This window comes from Pseudoalteromonas sp. bablab_jr011 (assembly GCF_016464045.1).
Classification (GTDB): Bacteria; Pseudomonadota; Gammaproteobacteria; order Enterobacterales; family Alteromonadaceae; genus Pseudoalteromonas; species Pseudoalteromonas lipolytica.
In genome coordinates this window covers 1-25,978 of record NZ_JACDWU010000028.1, presented here as the reverse complement: position 1 = coordinate 25,978, position 25,978 = coordinate 1, and the positions used below count along the sequence as shown (strand labels likewise).

The window sequence follows — 25,978 nt, the reverse complement described above, 5'->3', positions numbered from 1 at the left end:
CATTGTGGTTAGCGTAAAATCAGTGTTTATATTCTAAGTTTACAAGAGAAAAAACATGCAAATCAGCAAAGACACTGCCGTTGAGTTCCACTACACATTAAGTGAAGCAGGCGAGCAAATTGAATCAAGCAAAGATGGCGAGCCACTTTCATATATCCATGGTACAGAAGGCATGCTACCGGGTCTTGAAAAAGCCCTTGAAGGTAAAAGCGCTGGCGATAGCTTTAGTGTAACACTTGAGCCAAGCGAGTCTTATGGTGAGCGTGTTGATGACCTTATTCAGCGTATTCCACTTAAGCACTTACAAGGCAATACTAAAGTATGGAAACCGGGTATGACTGCGATTGTTCACTCAAACCAAGGCCGTCATCAAGTGACGATTGTAAAAGTAGGTCGTTTCAATGCAGATTGTGACTTAAACCACCCATTTGCAGGTAAAACACTGACTTTTGACGTTGAAGTACTCAACGTCCGTGAAGCGACACGTGAAGAATTAGCGCACGGTCACGTACATGGTGAAGGCGGTTGTGGTCATAGCCACTAAGGGTAAATAATGACAAACGTTGCAATTGTCACAGGTGGCAGTAAAGGGATTGGTAAGGCCATTGTTGAGCGCTTAGCGCGCGAAGCATACATCGTGTATAACCTTGATATTACACCATCAGAAGGTCACTACCGCTACTGTGATGTCAGTAATGTTGAGCAGGTAAAAGCGGTTATTGCTGATATAGCACAAGAAACAGGCCGTATCGATGCGCTTATTTCTAATGCTGGTCGTCATTTAAGTGCCACCATTGAAGATACTGACGAGGCAACGTTTGATGCTCTTTTTGCGCTCAACGTAAAAGGCGCGTATGCGGCAATTCAAGCAGTTTTACCCAGCATGAAAGCAAAACGGCAAGGTAGTATTGTTTTAATTGCCTCTGATCAAGCGCTTATTGGTAAGCCCAATTCTTTTGCTTACAACTTAACAAAGCATGCACTTGCTTCAATGGCAAAAACAACCGCTCTGGATTATGCCGCATTTAACATTCGCGCTAACGCTATTTGCCCAGGCACCATTGAAACACCTTTATTTCATAATGCAATTGACGCTTACTGCAAGCGAAGCGGCGCCGATAAAACTGCCGTCGTCGCAGAAGAAGCTGCATTACAGCCATTAGGGCGCTTAGGTCAACCAGAGGAAGTGGCTGCATTGGTTAATTTTTTAGTTAGCCCTGAGGCAAGCTTTATCACTGGTAGCCTACACAGTATTGATGGTGGGTATACCACGCAATGAGCGACAAGATTATTGACCCCCATGTGCATTTTTTTAACCTCACTGAGGGTCAATACACTTGGTTGCAAGGCGAGAAACCACCTGCGTGGCCTCACCTCGATAAGATCAAAGCTCCTATTAGCATGGCGCAACTAAAATCAGCATGCCCATTTCAATTAGAAGCACTTGTTCATATTGAGGCAGGGTACGATAATAATGACCCTGTTAAAGAGCTCAACTGGCTAGCACAGCATTTAAACGGCTACAAATACAAAGCCATTAGTTATAGTCGAATAGACGCTACCTTGAGCGAATTTAGTCTGGCGCTTTCGGCATTAACACATTCACACCTTGTGGGTATTCGCGATATTACTGAAGGTAAAGATGCGACTCGTTTACTCGCACCTAATTGCCTTGAAAACTTAGCCTATCTTGCTGCGCAAAACTTGCGATTTGAAGCACAGTTTGAAATTGAAAACCTACACATTACCGAGCAGCTCATAAAATACTGCCATGCCCTTCCCTCATTACGAGTCGTAATTAACCATTTAGGCTTTATATGCGATGAACAACAATGGCTAAACGCGGTTATTAAATTAAGCCGCTGTGATAATATTGCGATTAAGTTCTCAGGCTTAGAGTTCAGCAAACTGGCTGCAAGTAAGCACCAATGGCTGCTTGATACACTGCTGCAATACTTTGGCGAGCAGCGTATTATGTTTGCCAGTAATTTTCCTGTTTGCCAAATAAAGACACACTACGAGACATGCTGGCAGCATTACTTTTCATTGTGTAACCAGCACAGCGTATGGCATCGTCTAAGCTACAAAAACGCCCACGAAATCTATCAAATTGATTAAAAACTAGCTATATTTAGTTAAATAAAAGCGGTTTAGGTTAGTGGTTATGTTTATTTTTTCAAAAGAAGCGGCCATTTTAGGTGCGTGCGTATTTAGTCTTGTTGGGTGTGGCGGCAGTGGGAGTGACAACTCCGATTCAGGCAATCTAGACCCAGCCACCATTACGTGGACACAAGGTGTGTTTGAGCCATCGAGTAAGTTTGATCAACAATGTCAGGCACTCAATGAAAAGCACTGGCTGCGTTCATGGAGCCATGAAACATACCTTTGGTACGATGAAATAATAGACCGTGATCCAGCCCTCACTGATGGGGTTCTCAATTATTTTGCGTTACTAAAAACCGAAAACACCACGGAGTCAGGGGCTAAAAAAGACAACTTTCATTCCAGTTTACCCACCGATGAATGGCGAGCACAAAGCCAGTCGGGACAAACCTTTGGCTATGGCTTTAAAATACGTTTAATAAGTGCCAGCGCCCCACGTCAAGCCATTATAACTTATACCGAACCCAACTCACCCGCGGCAACACAAAACCTAGCGCGTGGTTTTGAAGTGTTAGAAGTGGATGGTGTAGACTTTGTAAATGCCAGCACCCAAGCTGAAGTCGACGTACTCAATGCGGGTCTTTTTCCGTCTGAATCCGGGAAAGTAACGACCTTTGTGTTTAAAGATATCAACACCAGTGAAACCCGCGAAGTCACCATGACAGCCCAAACTATTACGGGACAAGCTGTAGGCAATATTAAAACATTCGCAAATGGAGAAGTCGGTTACTTCCAATTTAATCGCCACAATGCGATTGCAGAAAAGCCCTTATTTGATGCTTTTAATACATTAGCAGCACGTAATGTGAAAGACCTGATTATCGACATGCGATACAACCCCGGCGGTTTCCTACAGATGGCAAGTCAAGTTGCTTATATGATTGCAGGTGCCGAAAATACTGACGGCAAAATTTTCGAAAAGACTATCTTTAACGATCAACACCCAACCTTTAACCCAATCACTGGGGAGCGTTTGGAGCCCGTGCCGTTTACCGATGAATTTGTCGGATTTGCAGAAAACCCAGCAATCAACCCTGGCACACCATTGCCTAGTTTAGACCTAAAACGTGTTTTTGTGTTAACAACAGGCAGTACATGTTCAGCCAGTGAAGCCGTAATTAATGGCTTAAGAGGGGCCAATATTGAGGTCATTCAAATAGGGGAAAATACCTGTGGTAAACCCTATGGTTTTTACCCAACCGATAACTGTGATACGACCTACTTCAGCATTCAATTTACAGGAGTTAACAATAAAGGCTTTGGTGAATATGCCGATGGCTTTGCCCCCCAAAACAGCACTGGCAGTGAGTTTCAACCCGTGCGAGTCCCAGGTTGTGCAGTCGCCGATGATTTTAGCCATCAGCTTGGCGACGAAAATGAAGCATTACTTAGTACTGCACTGGCATACAGAGCGACTGGAACATGCCCTGTAGCAAGCTCAATGACCAGCAAACAGGGTTTTGCACCAGCGCTGTTCACTGATACACCAAAAGTACAGGACAACCGAGCAACAACGCTTATTGAGCAAAACAAAATACTTGAGTATTAGAGGCGTGTATGAACTTTAAAGTAGCCACAGCAATATACTTTGTGACTTTGCTTGGGTGTAGTGCACAAAGCCAAGAGCCGACTCCTAAGCTACAACATGCGGTGTTAACAACACCGCAAAGCACCTTGATTGCACAAGGTATTGCCAGATTAATGCACAGTCAGCCTATTGCAGTCGCCGATGATGCCTTTATCAATAGCAGTATCCTCGTTACTGACAGCATGGGCATCACAGATGCGCAAGGCAATCCAATCATGGGAAAGCAGCTTTCTATGCCCGATCGCTTTGAATTACTCATTAAAGATAAAATGTGCTTTGTTCGTCATTTAGACAGCAAAGCAACAGAGCCACTGCCGCTGGTAAAGTGTAAAGCGGTTAACTAAGCCTCACATATACCTAAACACCTATAAAAAAAGCCCTTACGGGCTTTTTTATTGCTGAATCTATTTATTTTATTTCGACACGTTGCGAACGCATCACAACATCATCGTTTAACTCAATACCAATGCCGGGTTCTTCGGATACTTGGAAAAAGCCATTTTTAGGTTGTGGGTCTTGAATACATAACTCACGATTCCACTTTTTAATCGCGTAAGTGTGATGTTCATGAATTAAGAAGTTAGGAATAGCTGTTTCTAAATGCAACGATGCCGCTGTTGCAACTGGACCGCCACATACATGCGCTTGAATACGCACATCAAAAATATCAGCGTAATCACAGACCTTTTTCGTCTCGGTGAAACCGCCACATAAACCAAGATCTGGCTGAAGCACATCAATGCTTTGATCTTCAAGATAAGGACGTACACCCCAACGATTATACAAGCGCTCGCCACCGGCTATGGGCACTGCAACTTTATCAGCGACTTTGGCATGCAATGAATGGTTTAGGTAGTTCACTGGCTCTTCATAATACATGCAATCGAATTCTTCGGCGATTTCACCAATTTGAATTGCAGATGTTGCCCCTGGCAAACTATGACATTCAAAAATAATATCAACTTCATCACCCACCGCTTCACGAATAGCCTGCATACGCGCGCGGTATAACTTCATTTCACCACGAGAAATAATATTAGTGCGGTCATAATAAGTATTGCCGTGCTTATCGTATTGGATAGGGTCAACTTTCACTGCATCGTAGCCTTCAGCAATCGCTTTTAATGCCGCTTCTGCATATTCTTCTGGGTGAATAAGTGCTTTAAACTCGCTGTCCCAGTCAAACTGTAATTGCGATGCGTAAGTACGAAGTTTGTCGTTAACTTTACCCCCTAGCAATTGATAAACAGGTAAACCTAATGCTTTTCCTTTGATGTCCCACAGTGCAGTATCAATCGCACTCATCGCAGCGTAGACAACAGGTCCTCCGCCTAACCCCCAAAAGCTCTCGCGTAGCATTCGTGACCATAGCTTTTCAGTTTGAAACGGATCATGGCCTATTAAAAAAGCGTCAGCCATTTCTTTGATCATCGCAGCGGCTGCACTGTGACCTAAGTCATAAGCAAGCCCGGCTTCACCAACGCCACTAATACCTTCATCTGTATGAATACGCACAAACACAGGTGTCCAAGCAGGTCTGTCTGGACAATGAATATCGAACACTTCGACGCGATTAACTTTCATGGTTACTCCTTACTGAGCAAAACTAGGATCAAGGCGATAAGCCTTACGCAGCATCGCAGGCCACGCTAATTGGCCTCCAGTACTGCCGCTATGCACGACATTCGCTTGATTATAAATATTATCGATAATAGGTTGAGGCACCGGAATAGCTGTTTGACCACTGGCTTGAATCGCCAATTGAATTTCACAGGCGCGCTGTAAATCATAGAAGCGCATAAATGCATCCCCCACCGTTGGGCCCACCGTTAAACCGCCATGATTTACTAAAAGCATATGATTTGTAGTGCCTAAATCATCTTGTAAGCGTTTTTTTTCATCCTTGTTCACGGCTAAGCCTTCATAGCCATGGTATGACAGTGACGGCAATGAAAACATCGAGTATTGGCTTAACGGTTGTAAACCTTTTTCTTGCGTTGCTACCGCAATAGTCTCTTTGGTATGAAGGTGGATAACACAATGCGCATCATCGCGCACTTCGTGAATAGCACTGTGAATAGTGAAACCTGCAGGGTTAATTTTAAACGGTGTATCGTCGAGAATATTCCCTTCTAAATCAACCTTCACTAAGTTTGACGCGGTTACTTCATCAAAGCTTAAACCAAATGCATTGACCAAATACTGATTTGTGCCCGGTAAGCGTGCAGATAAATGGGTATAAATTAAATCACCCCAACGAAAATGCTCGACCAAACGATAGCATGCAGCCAAATCTACGCGAAGCTGCCATTCTTGTTCAGATACTTTATTTTTTAAATCGAGTTTTGGTAAGTCAAACATGGAAAACCTTGTATATGCGACAAGCATAAATAGATGTATAGAAGTCTAAATTACTATTAACCGATGATCAATAGCTGATACAAAAAGGCCACATCAATTGATGTGGCCTTTTTTATTAAATGTAGCGGATTATTTAACTTGTGATAAATAATCTGCAATTGCTGCCATTTCTTCTTCAGATACGTTCGCAACCATTGCTTTCATCGCAGAAGCCATACCGTTATTACGTGCACCAGACTTAATGTCTTTCATTTGTGCAAGTAAGTATTCTTTATTTTGGCCATTTAGCTTAGGGTATAGCGGCATAATGGGTGCTTTACCTTCTGCACCGTGGCACGTTTGGCAAAGTTTTGCTGTGTATAGCGTTGCGCCATCAGCAGCCATTGTATTGAAAGATAGGCTTGCAGCCATTGCAAGGCCAGCCCCACATAGAATTTTAGTTATCTTGCTCATTTGTATCTTCTCTTTTTAACGGGTTAGAAAACATTTTCTTTAGTGTAGACCATGATTTAACAATATTGCACCCAAATTGCCCCCGAAAAATTGTTACAGCAACCTAAATGCTATGCAGTTATGCGGGTTACCATATTAAATCATCAGGCACTTCAAAATCAGCATAGGGATCATCTTCATCCTTTTGCTTATCTTCAGGTTCGACATGGAACACTATATATTCTTCGCTAACTTCAGCGACTTTTCGAGCTGGTTCATCTTCCAGAACAAAAAATTGGCCTTCTAAAACACAAATCGCTAAGCGACCACCCGCTAACGCTTTTTGTGTTTTTTCATTTACGTCGAGCTCTTTCACTTTATTTTCATAAGTGAAGTTAAAGGTGCGATCACCACGGATCTCATCCTGATTATTATGCTCTAAAATTTGCTTAACGCGAGCAACTTGCTCACGTTGTTTTTGCTCTTCCAAACGCGCTTTATTTAGTTCATCTGCTTTTTTCTGCTGCTCGAGCTTGGTTTGCTCAATGTGCTTTTGCAAATCACTTGGGTTACTGGTAGCCCCTTTCTTTTTTTTCTTTTGCTGCTTACGTTTTTCAGTTTTAGCTACTTTCGCTTGGTGCGAGGTAGTGAGCCCAGCTTTAAGTAGCTGATCTTGTAATGAACCCATCACTAAATTCCAATAATTAAAATGCGTATAAGGGCTATTTTAATCAGCTATGCAAACAAATAACAGTACTGAACCCATTTGAATCTTTGCTATTTATATTATTACACGCAGATTAACACGCGATGAAATCATGACACTTTGATTTGACGCAATATTTCTTACTTTAATCATTATGATACTTGTAAAATTACTCGCACTCTATAAGCTAATACTTTTTCTTCACGGAGCTAAAAATGCAGCTGCGACATTTGTTACTTTGCTCTGTATTTATTTTCTTTGTTTTATACGCACCCCAGCCCCTACTTGGATTATTTGCTCGCCATTTTTCTGTGTCGCCAGCCGCCGCCGGCAGTTTAATGACAGCCACAATGCTCCCGCTAGCAATCGCTCCATTAGTGTATGGGTTATTTTTAGCAAAGCGTAACCCGCTGGTTATTTTAAAAATCGCTATGGTTATACTGGCTATTAGCTGCGTTATTTTTACCTTTGCGCCGAGCTTTAACGTGTTACTTTTGATACGTTTTATTCAAGGTATTACGCTGCCAGCCGCACTCACCGCGATGACCAGTTATATTGGTGTCACTTACCAAGCCGACCTACTACAGCGTAATATGACCTTATATATTGGTAGTACGATTGTTGGTGGTTATTTTGGTCGTATGTTAGCAGCCTTATTTACTGATTTTTTAAGCTGGCAAAGCTTTTACTATGTGATAGCGATTGGCTTAGTCTGTCTTGCCTTCGCTATCCCTAAACCCCAAAAGACAACCGCAATTCATACCCCGCAATCGCCCCTTTTATATTTAAAGCAATTAAAAAGCCCATTAGTTTTGAAGCTCTATGGGGCGGTTTTTTGTATGTTCTTTTGCTTTGCAGCGCTGTTAAATTATTTGCCCTTTATTCTGCAAGATAGCTTTGCCATTACTAACACGCGCGAAATCGGACTTGTTTATACTGGCTACTTAGTCGGTGCGCTTGCGTCAATAGCCACCCCTTGGCTACTGAGAAAGTCTTCATCTCCTTGGCGCTTGCTCACTGGGGTATTTTTATTTTATAGCCTCACAATGTTGCTGTTGATGAGTCAACAGCTGCTGTTATTTGTCATCGCATTTACAGGTTTTTGTGGCGCTATGTTTGTGATTCATTCAAGTGCTGCACCATTGGTTAATAAAATTAGTACCGCCCCTGCCAGTGTGACGAATGGGGGCTATGTATCGTTTTATTACAGTGGTGGTGCACTTGGTTCACTGTTACCGGGGCTGATATACCAGCAACATGGTCAAGTTGCCTTTATGGCAGTACTGCTGCTGGTATGTTTAATAGGGCTCGCGTTGGTTTATTTAGCAGGAAGGAATACGACTCGAGGCTGATGCCCTGTACTGGCAAAGAAGCGTTCTAAGTCGTCTTTTTTCATTAACCAAGTCGCGGTGTTCTCAAACGGATGGCAATGAAAAAGCGCATTAAACCAGATTTCTTGATCAAGCCACAACGTGACATTATTTTGTTTGTCGTTTAAAAGTGCCAGCATAGACACACAGCCAGGCGGCACTTTTAAATAACGTGCAAGCCGCTCATCTGAGGCAAAACCTATCCGCGAAAGTCCTTGCTGCTTTGCAATCGCTTTTAAATCAAGCTGTTTGTCGTGGGCTGTTATCACCAAAAAATGACGTTTACCTTCGTTATCACGCAGAAATAAGTTTTTCAGTCGCGTACCAGGCCTATCAACCATAAACGTATCAGCATCGAGGCTGCCATGTAATGGTGGGTGTTCTATTTCTTCGTATTCAATAGCGAGCTGAGCAAGTGCCGCTGCCAGCTTGGTTTTATCGGCATACATTTACAAACAACGTCCTCGTAATTGCACACTCAAATCACGCCATAATACTTCGTCAATTACATGTTTGTCGTCGCAATACGAACGCTCTTTGAGTTCTTCATTTAATAATTCAACAGCTTGATCTTCTAACAGTAATTTTAAGTTGCTCGACTCTTCAAAGTACTCTTGCTCGGCAAAGTCTTTAAATTGTCGACGCGTCATCGGCTTATCTAAATTAATAGGCTTTCGGCCTTGCGCTTTTACTGACACAACATAAGCAAAAATTTTATTTCCCTGCTCATCATTTTTTCCATAAAACTGTTTGTTATTAATTTCAAAAGGAGGGGCGTCCCCTTGGCTTGCGCAACCAGCTAATAAAACAACCAAAAGCGATGCTATTTTTTTCATTATTGGATAAGCCTTGAACAGTAGATGCGACCTAGTCTATCAAAAATAAAAGCGGAGGGTAAAAATTCGATCATTTTTTAAAAAACACTTGACCGCGAATGTAAAAATAATTAAAGTTCACCCCGCTTAGGACGTAAGACTTAAGCATCCTGTATTTAGGAATGTGGGGCTATAGCTCAGCTGGGAGAGCGCCTGCCTTGCACGCAGGAGGTCAGCAGTTCGATCCTGCTTAGCTCCACCACCTTCCTACTTTTCTTAGGCACTCTGCCAAATTTAATATCAAACTTATCTAAAAAAATTATCTAGTTTATCCGTTATTTTTTGCCGTCTTAATTTTATTCACATAAAAAAAAGCCGAGCAGAGCCCGGCATTTTCATGTTTTATTTTGTGTAAATAATTACTCGCGAATTTGACCTTCGCCGTTCACTAGGTATTTTTCTGTCGTGAGTGACTCTAAGCCCATTGGGCCATAAGCATGCAGCTTGGTTGTTGCAATACCAATCTCTGCACCTAAACCTAATTGCGAGCCGTCAGAAAAACGAGACGATGCATTAACCATAACCACTGAAGCATCTACACTACGTTGGAATAACTGCGCAGCAGCTTGGTCTTTTGTACAGATCACTTCTGTGTGGTTAGAACCGAATTTAGCAATGTGGTCAATCGCACCCGCGAAATCAGGAACAACTTTAATCGCGATTTCTAAATCGAGGTACTCTTCACCAAACTCATCGTCGGCCAGTACAGTCGCGTTGTCAAAATACGCTGCGGCTTTTGCGTCTGCATTCACTTTTACGCCTTCTTGACGCAGTACCACTGCACATAAGTTTAAAAACTCATCAGCGATATCTTGGTGAACGACTAAACCTTCAAGTGCATTACACACACCTGTACGCTGCGTTTTACCGTTAAGTAATAGATTAATAGCCACATTTAAGTCGGCGTCTTTATCTACATAAAGATGACATACGCCTTTAAAATGCTGAATAACAGGAATCGTACTGTTTTCTGTTACAAAGTTAATTAGGCCTTCACCACCGCGTGGAATGATTAAGTCAATGGTGTCACGTTGCTGCATCAGCTCCATGAGTAAACCGCGGTCTGGGTCTGGAATCACCGAAATTAACGCTGTTGGCAGGCCATGCTTTTCTAATACTTCGTGCATCACACTGGCAATCGCTTGCGAGCTTTTAAGCGCTTCTTTACCACCGCGTAATATGACACCGTTACCTGATTTGAAACACAATGCACCCGCATCCGCTGTTACATTAGGACGCGCTTCGTAAATCATACACACCACACCTAAAGGCACACGCATTTTACTGATCTTAATGCCATTCGGGCGCTCAGTAATTTCACGTAGTTGACCCACAGGTTCGTCAAGGCTAACAATTACCTCAATCCCTTCAGCCATGGCTTCGATACGCTCATCATTTAACGTTAAGCGATCAATCATTGCCCCTGGGAGATTATTATCACGCGCCGCAGCTAAATCGCTTTCATTTTCTTTGATAATGAACGCTTTACTTTCACGAAGTGCCTGTGCCATCTCAGTTAAAACCTGATTTTTAGTGGCTGTATCCAGTAAGGCTAGCTGGGTAGCAGCGTGTGCTGCTTGGCTCGAAATATCCGTAATTAAACTCATGACTTCTCCAATAATGCGATATCTTTCTCTGAAACAACGGGGCCAATTGAATCCTGCATTTTCTCGCTAAATTCACTTTGCTCGTTGTCAGCTATAAAACTTAATAAACAGCTACTGTAATTCGCTGTTGCTTTTGCTAGACGCGTACCATCGTCACTGCGTACTAAAATAGTATCGCCTACGCCAAATTCTCCGTGTACCGCAAGAATTTCATCACTGCGAATACACCCATTTTCTCGGTTTGATGATTCATTAATTGAACCTTCAACCACAACTTCACCTTGCTCATTGGCAGTGTGAGTCATCCAATGCACCGCTTCTTGCATCGGTTTTTCGTATGGGGTGAAAATAGTGCCTGGATTATCACCTGCTAATAAACGGTTAAATGTTTCTTCTTTAAACCCGTTTAGAATATAGGTGGTAATACCATGTGAAGTCGCTTTTTCTGCCGCTTCTATTTTCGTTTTCATACCGCCTGTACCTACAGCACTGGTTGCACACCCAGCCATAGCATAAATTGATTCATCGATGCTTTCGATTTCAGGTAATAAGACAGCGTCCTCATGTAAATTAGGGTTCTTGTCATATAAACCATCGACATCTGAGAAAATCATCAAGGCATCTGCATCTGCCGCAGCCGCAACCATGGCTGATAAGTTATCGTTATCACCTACTTTTAAATCGTCGGTTGTTACCGTGTCATTTTCATTAATGATGGGCAATACACCGTGCTCAAGTAAAGTAAATACTGTTTCTCTAATACTTGTATAGCGTTCACGGTCTCGCAAATCACCATGCGTTAATAAAATTTGCGCCGATGGGAAATCAAAAAAGCGATCCCACATGGCCATCATTTCTGTTTGGCCAGCCGCTGCCATTGCTTTTTTCATCGTCACAGAGCGTTGCTCTTGCTCTGGGAATAAATGCGAACCAGCAGCCACCGAGCCTGACGATACTAAAATAACTTCGATACCTTGCGCTCGACAACGAACGATGAACTGTGCAATGGTCAGTAAATAACGAGAACGACACCCATCTTGATCAGGTGCGATTAAGGCGCTACCAACTTTTAGTACTATACGTTGCCATTTAAACTTTTGCATAACTGTTCAACTTTCCATTTTACTATCTGTTCAGTGTCAAAATGCCACTGATTAAAAGACTCACGTTTAGCCGAGCTAAACGCACTGATCATAATTAATCTGTCAAACCACTTATCTGAGCACACAGCTAAGCCACGCAAGTAATGCGATTAGATATAGCACAACTTTTATTCAGTCAGTAGACCAAACGGTTATAAACCATAAGTTGTTATAAAAAGATAAGTGTTGTTTATGTATCGCTGTAAAAAGCTGTGTGCGGCTTTTATTAATAACAACATACATAGAGCCTATACAGTCTGGTACACCAACAGATAGGGTGTAGACTGTATGACCGAGATTTAGCTGCCACGATGGGAACTAAACATTGACCAGACAATGAACTTATATTCTATTCAACACGTAATAAATACACACTGAATAGGGCCAAGCTCATTTCTATTTAATTAGAAAACAAAGTGTAAAATACACACTTAGCTCGCCAAACAATTGATTAAATAGAGCTTAAGCTCTAAGTAGAGAGGGTTTTCGTTACCAATCATTTAGATATCAAATTGTTTGAACACGAAATATAATACGGTAAACATGGGGGTAAGATCAAGTCTGAAAAGCAATCATACCTTTTATACTTACCATAACCTTGAAAAATAGAGCTCAAATAACAAACAGTTAAGACCTAGCATTTATCACTTAATGATTTTTTATCAACTTTTAAGGATTTTGTTGTCGAAAGCAGCCCAAAAAGTAGTAATAACGACTAAAATCGTATGTGAAGCAACAAGTTTGCTTGTGTCTATGACGGTGAGTAGGCTTTAATAGGTAAGCAATTTTATTTAAAAGTTAACGACTGTTTATCGTTTTCAAACGCGATTATCTATCTCGTTGGTGTTTTTAAATAGTAGTAACTAAAGGATACTTTATTCTATGTCAGCAATTTATATAGCAGGGATCGCCTTGTGCTCTGTGTTAGCACAATGGATAGCCTGGGCGTTTCGTGTACCCGCTATTTTATTTTTACTACTAACGGGTTTATTACTTGGCCCATTTAGCGGCATTTTAAACCCCGATGCCTTACTCGGCGACTTGCTTTTCCCTGTCGTGTCATTGAGTGTTGCAGTGATCCTTTTTGAAGGCTCCTTAACGCTTCATTTTCGAGAGTTAAAAGGCATAGGCAAAGTTGTTCGAAACCTATGCTCCATCGGTATGATCACCACCTGTTTAATTATAAGCCTCAGTGCCTATTGGATTTTAGAACTAAACTGGCGTGTTGCAGCAGTTCTGGGGGCAGTATTAGTGGTTACCGGCCCTACGGTTATTGCCCCTTTATTAAACTCAATGCGGCCTACGCAAGATATCGACCGTATATTACGCTGGGAAGGTATTGTTATTGACCCCATTGGTGCCTTGTTTGCAGTGCTTGTATTTGAAGCCGTCATGCTTGTTGGTCAGGGCGAAGTACTCAGCCACACGATCATTGCTTTATTCAAGACCTTAGGCGTTGGTTTAACAATCGGTGTCGTCGCTGGCTGGTTAACAACCCTACTTATTCGCCGAGAGTGGTTACCGTTCGAATTACATAAGTTTGGCATACTAGCCTTAGTGCTCATTAGTTTCACGGTTTCTAACCACTTAAGCCATGAATCAGGACTACTTGCTGTTACCGTCTTTGGTATATGGCTTGCTAATCAGGACGACTTAGAAATAGACTCTGTGCTTGAATTTAAAGAAGACCTGTCGATGATTCTCATTTCATCCCTGTTCATCTTACTGGCTGCACGTTTACAGCTTTCCGACTTAATGATGCTGCACAGCGACGTGTTTATCTTTTTAGCCATTGTTTTATTTGTGGCGCGCCCTGCGTGTATCGCAATTTCGACGTTTAAAAGTGATTTACCCTTAAAATCTCGTCTCGTCTTATCGTGGATAGCCCCACGCGGTATTGTCGCGGCGGCAGTAGGCTCTGTGTTTGCCCTAAGCATGGTCGAAGCCGGTATCGCGGATGCAGAAAAAATAGTGCCACTTATCTTCACAGTCATTATCGTCACTGTGGTTTTACAGAGTTTAACGGCAACGCCTTTAGCTAAATTATTAAAAGTACGTCAGCCGTCACCTAATACGATTCTTATCATAGGTGCAAACCATGTTGCACGTGCTATCGCCTGTGGTTTAAAAGAACAAAACATTCCTGTTCATTTATCTGACCCCGCGTGGGAAAACTGTCGCATGGCACGCATGGATGGTTTACCCTGTTATTACGGTAACCCGCAATCAGAACATGCTGAGCGTTACTTACCCCTAACCACAATTAGAAACGTGTTGGCACTGTCGCCAAACCGTCATCATAATGCCTTGGGCGTACAGTATTTTTCTCATCTATTAGATGAAAAAAATGTATTTTCACTGCGCTCATCAACCAACCACGCTAAAGCGAATAAAGACAGTGCGACGTTCTTATCACGACAAATTTTATTTGGTGATAACGGGGCCTATGCTCGTTTAAGTAGCTTAATCGCGAAAGGGGGTAAAGTGAGTGCAACGCGTATTTCTGACGAGTTTAGCTGGGAGCAGTACCAAGAAGTCAACAGTGAAGCAATTCCATTGTTTATTCTAAATGGTGAAAAAGATGATGACGATGATTCACCTATACGTCTTCGCCCTTTCACCACCCACATGGAAAAAACACCTCAAGTTGGTGAACGAGTCGTGGCACTACAGCCTCCTAAACTTTCTGTTTTAAAAGATCCGAATAACGGTAAAAATAAAGAGAAAAAAGAAGACTAATAATAACGATAAGGCCAGCATTTGCTGGCCTTTGTTTATTCAGGTAGACGGGCGCGGGCGACAACGCTGTCGGGCATTTTTTCTGCCAATTTAGCCAGTAACTGTTCTACTTTTTTATGCTGTGCTTTGTCAGCCACCATTGAGTGAAATAACCAACGGTAGGCGTCTTCATAGTCACGAGGGCTGCCATAGCCTTGATTGAATAGGTTAACCAAGCGAATTTGTGCTTTAAGGTTTCCCTGTGCCGACGCTTCTCTGAGGTAGGTGACCGCCATGGCTTTATCTTTCTGTACTAATTGGCCGACATCATAGTAACGACCAAGCTGCTCGAGTGCCGCTGCGAAACCTTGCTGTGCGGCTTGGCGCATGTAATAAACACCCAGCTCAACATTGCGGTCTACACACACCGCATACGCTAACATATCACCATACAGGAATTGATACGATGGCAACGCCATTTTATTGGCTCGCGCTTCAATATCTTGTACTAGCTGGCAATCATCAGCCTTTACCCGCGCCAAATGTGCATTTTTATTAATTAAGCCAATTAACTCGCTCTCAGTATACAAAGGGACTGCTGTAATAGGCTCTTCAGCCATGGCTAGGCTTGAAAAGAGGAATGTTAAAGGCAATAAAACACGCATCAAAATCACTTAATGAAAATCTGTCTTAGTAAATAATATACAATTTTCATTCCAGAATAAATTTTAGGCACAAAAAAAGCTGCCGAAGCAGCTTTTTTAAACATATCGTGAATTATGCAAACGGGTTGCGTAATACCATTGTTTCAACACGGTCTGGACCTGTTGAGATGATATCAACTGGCACGCCAGTGATTTCTTCGATACGTTTGATGTAGTCAATCGCTGCTTTTGGCAACTCTTCAACTGAAGTAACACCAACTGTGTTTTCAGACCAACCAGGCATCTCTTCGTATACTGGTGTTACTTTCTCGTAACCTTCAGCAGCTAATGGTGTAACGTTCGTTACTGTGCCATCTTCTAACTGGTAACCAGTACAGATTTTCAGTGTTTCTAAACCGTCTAGTACGTCTAGTTTAGTTAAACAGAAACCTGAGATGCTGTTGATTTGTACTGCACGGCGCATAGCCACTGCATCTAACCAACCTGTACGACGTAAACGTCCCGTTGTTGCACCAAACTCATGGCCTTTCTCACCTAAGTGCTTACCTACTGGGTCTTGTTTATCTAGACCGTCGTAAAGCTCGGTAGGGAATGGACCTGAACCTACACGTGTTGTGTAAGCTTTGATGATACCTAATACGTAATCAAGGTGTAATGGACCAAAGCCCGCACCGGTAGCTACACCACCTGCAGTAGTGTTAGACGATGTTACGTATGGGTATGTACCGTGGTCGATATCAAGTAACGTACCTTGCGCACCTTCAAATAAGATGTTGTCGCCCGCTAAACGTGTTTGATCAAGAAGCTCAGTAACATCAACAACCATTGCTTTTAAGATATCAGCGATTGCCATTGCATCGTCAAATGTCTTTTGGAAGTCCACTGGCTCTACTTTGTAGTAATGCTCTAACGTGAAGTTATGGTATTCCAATACTTCTTTAAGCTTACTAGCAAACTGTTCAGGGTTGAATAAGTCACCAACACGTATACCACGACGTGCTACTTTGTCTTCATAAGCTGGACCGATACCACGACCTGTCGTACCGATTGGCTTATCGCCACGTGCTTTTTCACGGGCTAAATCTAATGCAATGTGGAAAGGTAAAATTAGCGGACATGCTTCGCTGATTAATAAGCGTTCACGTACTGGTACGCCACGCTCTTCTAGCATGCCGATTTCTTTCATTAATGCTTCTGGTGATAAAACAACACCATTACCGATCACACACTTAACATTGTCACGTAATACACCCGATGGAATAAGGTGTAAAACCGTCTTTTCACCGTTGATCACCAAAGTATGGCCTGCGTTATGACCACCTTGATAACGAACTACTAAAGATGCTTTGTCTGTAAGGAGGTCAACTACCTTACCCTTACCTTCGTCACCCCATTGGGTGCCTAGTACAACAACGTTTTTACCCATTGCAAATTCACTTAGAAAAAATTAGGACGAGATTTTACCAGAAAACGAGGTGAAAGATCACCCCGTTTAGCTTATTTTTTCTGCGGCTGAATTTTTATCATCTTATTTAATAGCACAATTACAGGCAGAACAGAGGTTTATAAAAACAGACAGTCTATGTTTTAAGCAATCTCAGAAACAAAAAAGCCCCGCAAAATAGGCGGGGCTTTTAACAGCGACAGTAAATTACTGTGCTTTAGAACCTTTCATGTAATTAAAGAAATCGCTATCCGGTGATAGAACCATCACGTCTTGCTTATCTTTAAAGGTATTTTTGTATGCTTCTAAGCTACGAACAAAGCTAAAGAATTCAGCATCTTTACTGTATGCGTTCGCGTAGATAGCTGCGGCATTAGCATCACCTTCACCGCGCACAGTACGTGCATTTCGCTCTGCATCAGCAAGCATAACGGTGACTCGGCGATCGACTTCTGCACGAATTGTTTCCGCTTTTTCCTGACCTTCAGAACGGTGCTCTTTTGCCACTGCAGTACGTTCAGCACGCATACGTTGGAAAATAGAGCTACTCACTTCTTGTGGTAAGTTAATTTGCTTAACACGCACATCAAGTACTTCGATACCTAACTCTTGCGCACTTTCTGATGCTTGTACTAATGCTTCTTCCATCAGCTCACTTCGCTCACCAGAGACAATTTCTCTGATAGTGCGCGAACCGAAGTTAGTACGCAGTCCGTTATTAACTTTTTGCTTTAGGAGTGTTTCAGCGTATTGCTTATCACCACGAGCACGCAAGTAGAAAGCGCTAAAATCGTTAATACGCCATTTTACGTACGAATCAACAATTAAGTCTTTCTTCTCGCTGGTTACAAAGCGGTCTGGTGCACCATCTAGCGTTTGAATACGTGCGTCTAAGCGACGTACTTGGCTAAAAAATGGGACTTTAAGGTGTAAACCAGGCCCATACACCACCGCGTTATCACTGTCGTCTTTTTGCACTTTGCTGAATAACAGCACAATTGCCTTTTCGCCTTCTTGCACAACAAATACTGCTGAGAACGACAATACAAGAGCAAGGGCGAGTATGACTAAACTAAAGTTTTTCATCTTGTTTATCTCCCCTCATTAAAACGGTCAGTAGCGAAACGATCACCGCTTGGATTAACAGTGCTGTTTCGTGATGTGTTTATCTTATTGCGAAGGTCCTTGATATCACTTGAGCTTGGAAGTGCAACTCGCGTTGCTGTGCCTTGCTTTTCCATGATTTTATCAAGTGGTAAATACAGCATGTTATTGCCACCTTTCACATCGACTAACACTTTAGAGCTGTTACCTAACACTTGTTCCATTGCATCAATATATAAACGCTGACGCGTGACTTCTTTTGCTGCTTGGTACTCAGGTAATAACTTTTCAAAACGTGCCACTTCACCCTGTGCTTCAAGGGTAATACGTTCGCGATACGCTTCTGCTTCTTGTGTCATACGTGTGACTTGACCACGTGCACGCGGTTCAATTTCACGGGCATATGCTTCGGCTTCACGAATAAAACGTTCTTCATCTTCTTGCGCTGCAATCGCATCATCAAAGGCATCTTTCACTTCGCCCGGCGGACGAGAGTCTTTAAAGTTCACATCGCTGACGATAATACCGAGGTTATAAGGCTCGATAATTTTGTTTAGTTCATCCCATGTTTGTTGACGAACTACCTCACGACCTGTTGTGAGTACTTGGTCCATTTTCACATGACCAATGACATAACGCAGTGCACTATCAAGTGCCTGTTGTAAGCTGTGATCAGCATCCGTTACACTAAACTTGTAAAGATGTGGGTCAATTACACGGTACTGAACTTCAAACTCAACATTAACTACGTTTTCATCTTCGGTGAGCATAAACCCTTTTGCTGATAATGAACGAACAGCTTCAATATCAACAGGAATAACACGTTCGATGAACGTCATCTTCCAACGTAAGCCAGGTTCAGCAATACGGTCAAATTGACCAAACTGTAGAACCACACCACGCTCGGCTTCTTTTACGGTGTAAATACCACTCAATGCCCATACGATGACGGCAATGATTAAAATGAAAGAAATGCCTGCGCCACCAAGTCCGCCGCCGTTGTTACCTGGTTTGTTACCACCAAATAAACCGCCAAACTTGCCGGAGAACTTACGCAGTACCTCGTCTAAATCAGGTGGGCCTTGATCTTTACCGCCTTTATTATTCCACGGATCTTTATCATTGCCATTATTACCCGGTTCATTCCAGGCCATAGCTATACTCCATTGTTATCTAAATGAATTAGGTTAAATCTATCAAATATACAGCATTTCTCATACTAAAAATGACAAATGCTGCTGATTTTTAGTTCGCCGCTACAAAAGAATCGAGGTCATGCCCCATTTCTTTTTTCAAACGATTCCATTCCGCCATAGGCAAACGTACTGACAAAAGCCAATTGCCTTGCTCATCAAATTGCTCTTCATGCACAGCATTTAAATTAAATAATGCGGCACGAATACGCCCGTGTTGTGGCGGTAATTTAAGCTCATCGGCAAACATTTTTTTGGCAAGTAACTCATTAATTGCCTCAGACAACAACTCACAACCGACCCCCGTACGTGCCGAAAGCCAAACGCGAATAGGTTGCCCTTCGTCGTTTCTATCTATACGTGGCGCAACGTCATCTAGCGCATCAATTTTGTTATAAACCAATAATTGTGGTACATCGTCTGCCTCAATTTCTTTGAGTACCGATTGCACCTGCTCTATATTTTCTTTACGGCGAGGGTCTGCCACATCAATCACATGAAGCTGTAAATCGGCTTCACGCGTTTCTGTTAATGTTGCTTTAAAGGCAGCCACTAAATCATGTGGTAAGTGGCGAATAAAGCCCACCGTATCGGCCAAAATAACGGGGCCAATGTCTCCAATGTCCAACTTACGTAACGTTGGATCAAGTGTTGCAAACAGCTGATCCGCTGCATACACATCAGAATTTGTTATACGGTTAAAGAGTGTCGACTTACCCGCATTGGTATACCCAACTAATGACACCGTGGGGATTTCATTTCGAGTACGCGCACGTCGCCCCTGCTCACGCTGAACAGCGACTTTATCTAAACGGGCACGAATATTCTTAATTCTTGCACGCAGTAAGCGTCTATCTGTCTCGAGTTGAGTTTCACCCGGTCCTCGTAAACCAATCCCGCCTTTTTGTCTTTCAAGGTGGGTCCAACCACGAATCAAGCGAGTAGAAATATGGCGAAGCTGAGCCAACTCCACTTGAAGTTTACCTTCGTGGGTACGCGCTCGCTGCGCAAAAATATCCAAGATCAAACTCGTACGATCAAGTACACGACACTGGCAAACGCGCTCTAAATTGCGCTCCTGTGACGGGCTAAGTTGATGATTGAAAATGATGACATCTGCATTGTGGATTTTGACAGTTTCAGCGATTTCTTCTGCTTTTCCGGTCCCGACGAATAGTTTCGGATGTGGTGCTTGACGACTGCCTTGCACAATCGCCAAACTACTAACACCAGCAGAAGATACCAACAACTCTAATTCGTGAAGATCTTCGCGATCCCCCTCTTTAGGTAAGTCGATATGAACTAAAACTGCCTGTTCGCCGGCTTCATAACGGTCAAACAAGCATTACGCTCCTAAATTTAAAAGTTTCCAGCTTCTTGCTCTTCTGCATCATCACTTCCTTGTACACCTTGGAAGTTAACAGATCGCGCTGGAACAACGGTAGAAATAGCGTGTTTATACACCATTTGATTTACGGTGTTTTCTAGTAAAATAACAAATTGGTCAAATGACTGGATTTTACCCTGAAGTTTAATGCCATTAACCAAAAAGATTGATACTGGAATGCGCTCACGACGTAACGCATTCAAAAATGGGTCTTGTAACGACTGGCCTTTTGCCATGTTATTTTCCTTCGTTCTAGGTGTTATTATAATTAAGTAGCTGAACTCATTTAACAAAGCTAAATTTTTTTCAACTACTACTAGCTTAGCGAACTTACTACACGTTGCAAGTTTTCTTCATCACCCGTGGTTAACCAAGTAACATTTGGCCAACCTCTTAACCAAGTTAGCTGTCGCTTGGCTAACTGCCGTGTGGCTGCAATACCACGAAAGACCATTTCATCATAGTCAGTTTCGCCTGCAATGTAATCCCACATTTGTCTATAACCTACGCAACGAATTGATGGCAGATCGGGGTGTAAATCCTTACGTTTATATAGGGATGAAACTTCATTTTCAAACCCCTGGTCGAGCATTATTTTAAACCTTTTCTCAATTCGCTGATGCAATTCACTGCGATCATCAGGTGCAATCGCAAATTGATGGAAAGTATATGGTAACTCAGGCTGCTTTTGTTTTTGCAGCTCTGTCATTGTTTTACCTGTTATACGATACACTTCGAGCGCACGATTAATGCGTTGTGAATCATTTTCACTCATTTTGCTCGCAGCATCAGGATCAATTTTAATAAGCTCTTTGTGCAAATGCGGCCAACCAAACTGCTTTGCTTCTTTTTCAAGCTCAGCACGTACTTCGGGTGATGCCTCTGGTAGCGGTGATAAGCCATCAAGTAATGATTTAAAATACATCATTGTACCGCCAACCAGTACAGGTACTTTACCTTGCTCATGAAATAGATCAATCTTTTCAATTGCATCGCGACGAAAATCTGCGACTGAATAACTCTCTGCTGGATCAATAATATCAATCAAATGATGTGGCGCTCGCGCTAATTCATCAGCATCGGGCTTAGCCGTGCCAATATTCATATCTTTATACACAAGTGCGGAGTCAACACTGATAATTTCAGTGTTAAGGTGCTCGCACAATGCAATTGCCAGTTCGGTTTTCCCTGCAGCTGTTGGTCCCATTAAAAAAATGACGGGTAAGTTATTCAAGCCTGATTACCTTGCTTCGTTTAAAAACTGAGATAGTTCTATTTTAACTGCTTTTTCACGCAAACGTTGCATTGTTTGTGGATTATTTTCTAGTCGCGATATTTGTTCCAAAAAGACTTGGCTTGCAAAATACCGGGTCGGTATTTGGCTATCAAGCCAAATAAGCCAACCGTCTAATGTGCTATCAACACTCTGACAGGCACTAATAAGTCGTGCTATTGCATCACTCACATCTAATAAATACAAACAGGGCGGCAGTTTTTTCACCATCACAAAATGTTTTTCAATAACGAGGTCAAACCCTAATAACGTAAACCAAGATTGCTGCGCATTAAGCGCATTGACGTCATCATCACTCACATTAACACGCACAGGCAACAGCAATGCTTTGCCTTCAAGGTTTCCTGCTTGTTCAACCTGAGTGTGCCAGTCGAGGCTCAGTGCGTGCTTAAAGTGAGCTGCAAATAACTGGTTATCTTCACAAAATACACACTGCCCCTCTTGCACATGGATAAGCTGGGTCAATGCGGGTTGTGTGTCGGTTACCGCTGCAACACTGGGCTCAGGGCTAACACGGTCAAAATGTGCCGCGTGTTGCTCGCTAATTCCTTGATAAAACGCATTAACATCGTGATGAGTCGTTTTAGTTCGGGGCTCACTTGGCGCACTGCCCCCTGCACGCGATGCCCCACCCGACGATGAATACGAAGGGTGACGCGCTGGCTGTAATGCCGACTTAGGGTAATCATACTGCTCAGAATAGCTTGTAGCAGGGCGACTCACTGGCAACGTACTTGATTGAGTGAAATTAAGCGGCGTGTCTGCAACAGAGTGCGTGTTATTAGCACCTGACTCAAAATCGACGTCATGCTGAAGCGGCACGACCACTTGTTTAATCGCTTGTAGAATAAAATCATGAACCAAGCGCCCTTGGTGAAAACGCACTTCGTGTTTGGCCGGGTGCACGTTAACGTCAACTTGGCGCGGGTCAATATCAATATAAATAACGAAGCCTGGCAGCTCCTCAGACCCTGCGACCTCTTCAAAGGCCTGACGAATTGCGTGCAGAATCAACTTATCGCGCATCATGCGATTATTTACATAGGTGTACTGCGTACTGTTGCTTGACCCTACAGGTAAAACCCAACCTCGCAGCATCAGCCCCGCTTCACCAGATTGAATATGTAAAGCGTGTTCGCTAAATGCTTTACCAGCGACTTGCGCAACACGGGTAATCGCATCCTCAGGGTTTGGTTTAGCACGGTACTGACGCACGACCTTGGCATTATGCGTTAACGTAATCGACACATCGAAGCGACTTAAAGCGATTCGCTTAATGAGCTCATCAATATGTGAAAACTCGGTTTTTTCGGTGCGTAAAAATTTACGTCGTGCTGGGGTGTTAAAAAATAAGTCTTTCACCTCAATGGTAGTGCCATCGGGGTGGGCTGTTGGCTTGACTTGCACCGCCATATCACGGCCTTCAGCAAACGCTTGCCATGCAGCCTCTTGCTCTTTTGGCTTCGAGCTCAATGTCAAACGTGATACTGAGCTGATCGAGGCCAACGCTTCACCACGAAAACCTAGCGAACAAATATTCTCCAGATCATCGAGTGACTTTAACTTACTGGTTGCGTGGCGAGATAATGCCAACGTGAGCTCGTCTTTATTAATACCCGAGCCATTATCTCGAATTCGAATAAGCTTATGACCGCCACGTTCAATATCTATTTGGATTCGCGTCGCACCGGCATCCAAACTATTTTCAACCAGCTCTTTAACGACTGACGCGGGACGCTCAACCACTTCACCCGCTGCAATTTGGTTAGCCAGTCGCGCGGGTAATATTTCTATACTCATAGTGTTCCTAACACGCTAATTGACTAGCTTTGGGGAATATCAAGCTCTTGCCCGATAAACAAAGTGTTCGATTTTAGGTTATTTACCGTTTTAAGCTTGCTCACAGATGTGCCATAACGACTCGCCAACATGCTTAGCGATTCACCCGGGCGTACCTTATGCTTGGTTGGGTATTGCGCTTTTAATTTAGCAAATAAAGAGTCATCAGGTGGATTTTGTAAATAATAGCTTTTAATTGATTTAAAGATTGCTTTAGCTAATCGCTCTTGGTGATTGGCTGTTTTTAGTAAACGTTCTTCACGCGGATTCGAGATAAACCCTGTTTCGACCAAAATAGAAGGAATATCTGGCGATTTAAGCACTGCAAGGCTCGCTGCTTGTGGTTCTTTTTTATGTAATTTAGCCACTTTTTTCAGCTCTCTAACCACCTCTTCAGCGACGTTAAAACCCGTTTTCATTGAGTGGTCCATCGACATATCAAGCAATGCTTGCGCTAAATACTTTTCACTAGCGGTGTCTTTTAACACCCCAGCTGCACCGCCTAAAAGCTCCGAATGCTTTTCTTTATCCTCAATCCATTTACCAATTTCTGAGTTTGCACGGCGCAGCGACAACACCCACACAGAGGCTCCATTCGGTTGCGGACTGGTGAAGGCGTCAGCATGAATAGACACAAAAAAGTCTGCTTTTTTCTCGCGTGCAATATTGGTACGCGTATTCAGGTTTACAAAATAATCACTGCGGCGGATCATACGTGAAATCATCCCGCGCTCAGCATCAATCATTCGCTCCAAGCGTTTAGCGATTTGCAACGTGATGTCTTTTTCATAGGTGCCTGATGGCCCTATTGAACCGGGGTCTTCACCACCGTGCCCTGCATCAATCGCAATCACAATATCACGTTCTTGATTAAGCTCGCGCTTTTTGACACTGCTATTCGTACTCGCTATCGGCTCCGCTTTTGGTGTTTTATCAACAAGGTCAACAACTAAACGATGCTTATAAGGGTCAGTAGGTAATAATGCAAATACCACGGGCTTCGTCGCTCGGGTTAATTCAAAGACAAAGCGCACACTTTTGCTGTCTTTTGGTTTCGAATAACGCAGCTTAGAAACTATTTGGTGTTTATTTGGAATACTTGGCAGTGTATCTAACTTATCGGTGTCTTTGAGATCAATCACTAAACGCGATGGATTTTTCAGCATAAAGTAGCTGTAATCGGGTTTGTCGTTTAAATCAAACACAACCCGAGTACTGTCTGGAGAGGGCCACACACGCACGCTATTAATGGAATTTTGTGCCAGCGCAACGTCACTAACAATCAAAAGCATCCAAAAAATTAATAGTTTAAATGTACAACGACCCATTTTTGATAACACACCTTTTATTGTTATTTATTTTATTATTGCGCGCTCTTTAATTGTCTAACTATAGACTGACCACGCTCAGTTAAACTCTTTATTTCAATAGCACGTGCCTCACCTTCATAGCGTAACGTGACATCTAAATCGGGCGTAGGGATAAACTCGCCCCCTTTCTCGGGCCATTCAACCACACAAATTGCCTGTGGTGAAAAATAGTCACGAATTCCCATATACTCAAGTTCTTCAGGGTCACCTAAACGATATAAATCAAAGTGATAGACATCTGCTTTCGTTAATTGATAAGGCTCTACTAATGTATACGTCGGACTCTTAACCTTACCTTGATGACCAAAACCTTGAACAATACCACGCGTTAAAGTCGTTTTGCCGGCTCCTAAGTCGCCGTGCAAATAAATTACCGCGCCTTGCTCCATTAACGCCGCAAGTTGCTTACCCATGTTTACCGTTGCAGCTTCATCAGCCAGTGGAAAACCAACACTGTCGGTCATTATTACCTCATGAAAAACTAAAAACACACTACTTTGTTAATCATACCAGATTATTTATGTAAGGCGAGAATCAGCCATGCCTTGAATTTGACACAAAAAAACCGGCAAAGTTGCCTAATGCAGATCAGTTAAGCATATTTTTATGATCACTTGACTGATCTTTTCATAGCTTCACAATCCGATATTAGAAATAGTATCGGATTTTTTTATGTCTCTAATTCAACACTTCGATGATATGTCCTCCTTTTTAGATGAT

25 protein-coding genes and 1 tRNA gene are annotated in these 25,978 nt (G+C 42.7%); 8 read left to right on the top strand and 18 right to left on the bottom strand.

Annotation, left to right across the window (positions count from 1 at the left end):
* The first annotated feature begins 55 nt into the window (after nt 1–55).
* The 5 genes from JIG41_RS00800 to JIG41_RS00780 are packed head-to-tail and all read left to right on the top strand — an operon-like array spanning nt 56 to nt 4,095.
* A complete protein-coding gene (locus JIG41_RS00800) occupies nt 56–544 on the top strand; it encodes a peptidylprolyl isomerase (RefSeq protein WP_036973331.1) in 489 nt (162 codons plus the stop codon).
* A 9-nt stretch (nt 545–553) separates the two neighbouring features.
* Nucleotides 554–1,279 carry an SDR family NAD(P)-dependent oxidoreductase gene (locus JIG41_RS00795; protein ID WP_182395744.1) on the top strand — a complete coding sequence of 242 codons (726 nt, stop codon included), beginning with the start codon at nt 554–556 and terminating at the stop codon, nt 1,277–1,279.
* Nucleotides 1,276–2,118, top strand: coding sequence for an amidohydrolase (locus JIG41_RS00790; protein ID WP_199524113.1), 843 nt, complete (start codon nt 1,276–1,278; stop codon nt 2,116–2,118). Before JIG41_RS00795 ends, JIG41_RS00790 begins: the two co-directional genes overlap by 4 nt.
* 46 nt (nt 2,119–2,164) lie before the next feature.
* Complete coding sequence (locus JIG41_RS00785; protein WP_036973334.1) at nt 2,165–3,712, top strand: S41 family peptidase; 1,548 nt, start codon at nt 2,165–2,167, stop codon at nt 3,710–3,712.
* An 8-nt stretch (nt 3,713–3,720) separates the two neighbouring features.
* Nucleotides 3,721–4,095 (top strand): hypothetical protein, encoded by a 375-nt coding sequence (locus tag JIG41_RS00780; RefSeq protein ID WP_036973335.1) that lies wholly within the window; start codon nt 3,721–3,723, stop codon nt 4,093–4,095.
* 64 nt (nt 4,096–4,159) lie between these two features.
* Here JIG41_RS00780 and JIG41_RS00775 read toward each other — a convergent pair whose 3' ends face one another.
* From JIG41_RS00775 to JIG41_RS00760, 4 genes are all read right to left on the bottom strand, one after another.
* Nucleotides 4,160–5,335 carry a mandelate racemase/muconate lactonizing enzyme family protein gene (locus JIG41_RS00775; protein ID WP_036973337.1) on the bottom strand — a complete coding sequence of 392 codons (1,176 nt, stop codon included), beginning with the start codon at nt 5,333–5,335 and terminating at the stop codon, nt 4,160–4,162.
* Between the two features lie 9 nt (nt 5,336–5,344).
* Entirely contained in the window at nt 5,345–6,112 is a 768-nt protein-coding gene (locus JIG41_RS00770) for a class II aldolase/adducin family protein (RefSeq protein WP_036973338.1), read from the bottom strand.
* Between the two features lie 129 nt (nt 6,113–6,241).
* On the bottom strand, nt 6,242–6,565 hold the full coding sequence (locus tag JIG41_RS00765; protein ID WP_036973339.1) for a c-type cytochrome: 324 nt from the start codon (nt 6,563–6,565) through the stop codon (nt 6,242–6,244).
* A 127-nt stretch (nt 6,566–6,692) separates the two neighbouring features.
* Nucleotides 6,693–7,232 carry a DUF2058 domain-containing protein gene (locus JIG41_RS00760; RefSeq protein WP_036973340.1) on the bottom strand — a complete coding sequence of 180 codons (540 nt, stop codon included), beginning with the start codon at nt 7,230–7,232 and terminating at the stop codon, nt 6,693–6,695.
* 233 nt (nt 7,233–7,465) lie between these two features.
* On the opposite strand from JIG41_RS00760, the gene JIG41_RS00755 reads away from it, so the two are divergent.
* Nucleotides 7,466–8,602 (top strand): MFS transporter, encoded by a 1,137-nt coding sequence (locus tag JIG41_RS00755; RefSeq protein WP_036973341.1) that lies wholly within the window; start codon nt 7,466–7,468, stop codon nt 8,600–8,602.
* Here JIG41_RS00755 and JIG41_RS00750 read toward each other — a convergent pair.
* Both JIG41_RS00750 and JIG41_RS00745 read right to left on the bottom strand, forming a co-directional pair.
* On the bottom strand, nt 8,569–9,069 hold the full coding sequence (locus JIG41_RS00750; protein ID WP_036973342.1) for a prolyl-tRNA synthetase associated domain-containing protein: 501 nt from the start codon (nt 9,067–9,069) through the stop codon (nt 8,569–8,571). The two genes, JIG41_RS00755 and JIG41_RS00750, sit on opposite strands and share 34 nt — an antisense overlap.
* Complete coding sequence (locus JIG41_RS00745; RefSeq protein ID WP_036973343.1) at nt 9,070–9,456, bottom strand: hypothetical protein; 387 nt, start codon at nt 9,454–9,456, stop codon at nt 9,070–9,072.
* 165 nt (nt 9,457–9,621) lie between these two features.
* On the opposite strand from JIG41_RS00745, the gene JIG41_RS00740 reads away from it, so the two are divergent.
* Nucleotides 9,622–9,697, top strand: a tRNA-Ala gene (locus tag JIG41_RS00740).
* Nucleotides 9,698–9,854: 157 nt separating this feature from the next.
* Here the strand turns inward: JIG41_RS00740 and JIG41_RS00735 are convergent.
* Both JIG41_RS00735 and proB read right to left on the bottom strand, forming a co-directional pair.
* Nucleotides 9,855–11,102, bottom strand: coding sequence for a glutamate-5-semialdehyde dehydrogenase (locus JIG41_RS00735; RefSeq protein WP_199524112.1), 1,248 nt, complete (start codon nt 11,100–11,102; stop codon nt 9,855–9,857).
* Complete coding sequence (proB, locus tag JIG41_RS00730) at nt 11,099–12,205, bottom strand: glutamate 5-kinase (protein ID WP_036973345.1); 1,107 nt, start codon at nt 12,203–12,205, stop codon at nt 11,099–11,101. Before proB ends, JIG41_RS00735 begins: the two co-directional genes overlap by 4 nt.
* A gap of 921 nt (nt 12,206–13,126) precedes the next feature.
* Between proB and JIG41_RS00725 the strand changes: the two genes are divergently transcribed.
* Complete coding sequence (locus JIG41_RS00725; RefSeq protein WP_036973346.1) at nt 13,127–14,983, top strand: sodium:proton antiporter; 1,857 nt, start codon at nt 13,127–13,129, stop codon at nt 14,981–14,983.
* A 35-nt stretch (nt 14,984–15,018) separates the two neighbouring features.
* Here the strand turns inward: JIG41_RS00725 and JIG41_RS00720 are convergent, their stop codons facing one another.
* The 10 genes from JIG41_RS00720 to tsaE all read right to left on the bottom strand — a co-directional run bounded on the left by JIG41_RS00720 (nt 15,019) and on the right by tsaE (nt 25,722).
* Nucleotides 15,019–15,627 (bottom strand): tetratricopeptide repeat protein, encoded by a 609-nt coding sequence (locus JIG41_RS00720; RefSeq protein WP_036973347.1) that lies wholly within the window; start codon nt 15,625–15,627, stop codon nt 15,019–15,021.
* Between the two features lie 112 nt (nt 15,628–15,739).
* Nucleotides 15,740–17,053 carry an adenylosuccinate synthase gene (locus JIG41_RS00715; RefSeq protein ID WP_036973348.1) on the bottom strand — a complete coding sequence of 438 codons (1,314 nt, stop codon included), beginning with the start codon at nt 17,051–17,053 and terminating at the stop codon, nt 15,740–15,742.
* A gap of 225 nt (nt 17,054–17,278) precedes the next feature.
* Nucleotides 17,279–18,157 (bottom strand): protease modulator HflC, encoded by an 879-nt coding sequence (gene hflC, locus JIG41_RS00710; protein WP_036973349.1) that lies wholly within the window; start codon nt 18,155–18,157, stop codon nt 17,279–17,281.
* A gap of 5 nt (nt 18,158–18,162) precedes the next feature.
* Entirely contained in the window at nt 18,163–19,329 is a 1,167-nt protein-coding gene (gene hflK / locus JIG41_RS00705; RefSeq protein WP_036973350.1) for an FtsH protease activity modulator HflK, read from the bottom strand.
* 91 nt (nt 19,330–19,420) lie between these two features.
* Nucleotides 19,421–20,710 (bottom strand): ribosome rescue GTPase HflX, encoded by a 1,290-nt coding sequence (gene hflX, locus JIG41_RS00700; protein WP_036973351.1) that lies wholly within the window; start codon nt 20,708–20,710, stop codon nt 19,421–19,423.
* A 17-nt stretch (nt 20,711–20,727) separates the two neighbouring features.
* Entirely contained in the window at nt 20,728–20,991 is a 264-nt protein-coding gene (gene hfq, locus JIG41_RS00695; protein ID WP_036973352.1) for an RNA chaperone Hfq, read from the bottom strand.
* 80 nt (nt 20,992–21,071) lie between these two features.
* Nucleotides 21,072–21,989, bottom strand: coding sequence for a tRNA (adenosine(37)-N6)-dimethylallyltransferase MiaA (gene miaA / locus JIG41_RS00690; RefSeq protein WP_074989208.1), 918 nt, complete (start codon nt 21,987–21,989; stop codon nt 21,072–21,074).
* 6 nt (nt 21,990–21,995) lie between these two features.
* Nucleotides 21,996–23,849, bottom strand: a complete 1,854-nt coding sequence (gene mutL / locus JIG41_RS00685; protein ID WP_199524111.1) for a DNA mismatch repair endonuclease MutL — start codon at nt 23,847–23,849, stop codon at nt 21,996–21,998.
* A gap of 23 nt (nt 23,850–23,872) precedes the next feature.
* A complete protein-coding gene (locus JIG41_RS00680; RefSeq protein ID WP_065979395.1) occupies nt 23,873–25,216 on the bottom strand; it encodes an N-acetylmuramoyl-L-alanine amidase in 1,344 nt (447 codons plus the stop codon).
* Between the two features lie 35 nt (nt 25,217–25,251).
* The gene (tsaE, locus tag JIG41_RS00675; protein ID WP_036973356.1) at nt 25,252–25,722 is read right to left on the bottom strand and encodes a tRNA (adenosine(37)-N6)-threonylcarbamoyltransferase complex ATPase subunit type 1 TsaE; all 471 of its coding nucleotides are present in this window, start codon (nt 25,720–25,722) and stop codon (nt 25,252–25,254) included.
* Nucleotides 25,723–25,978 lie beyond the last annotated feature (256 nt).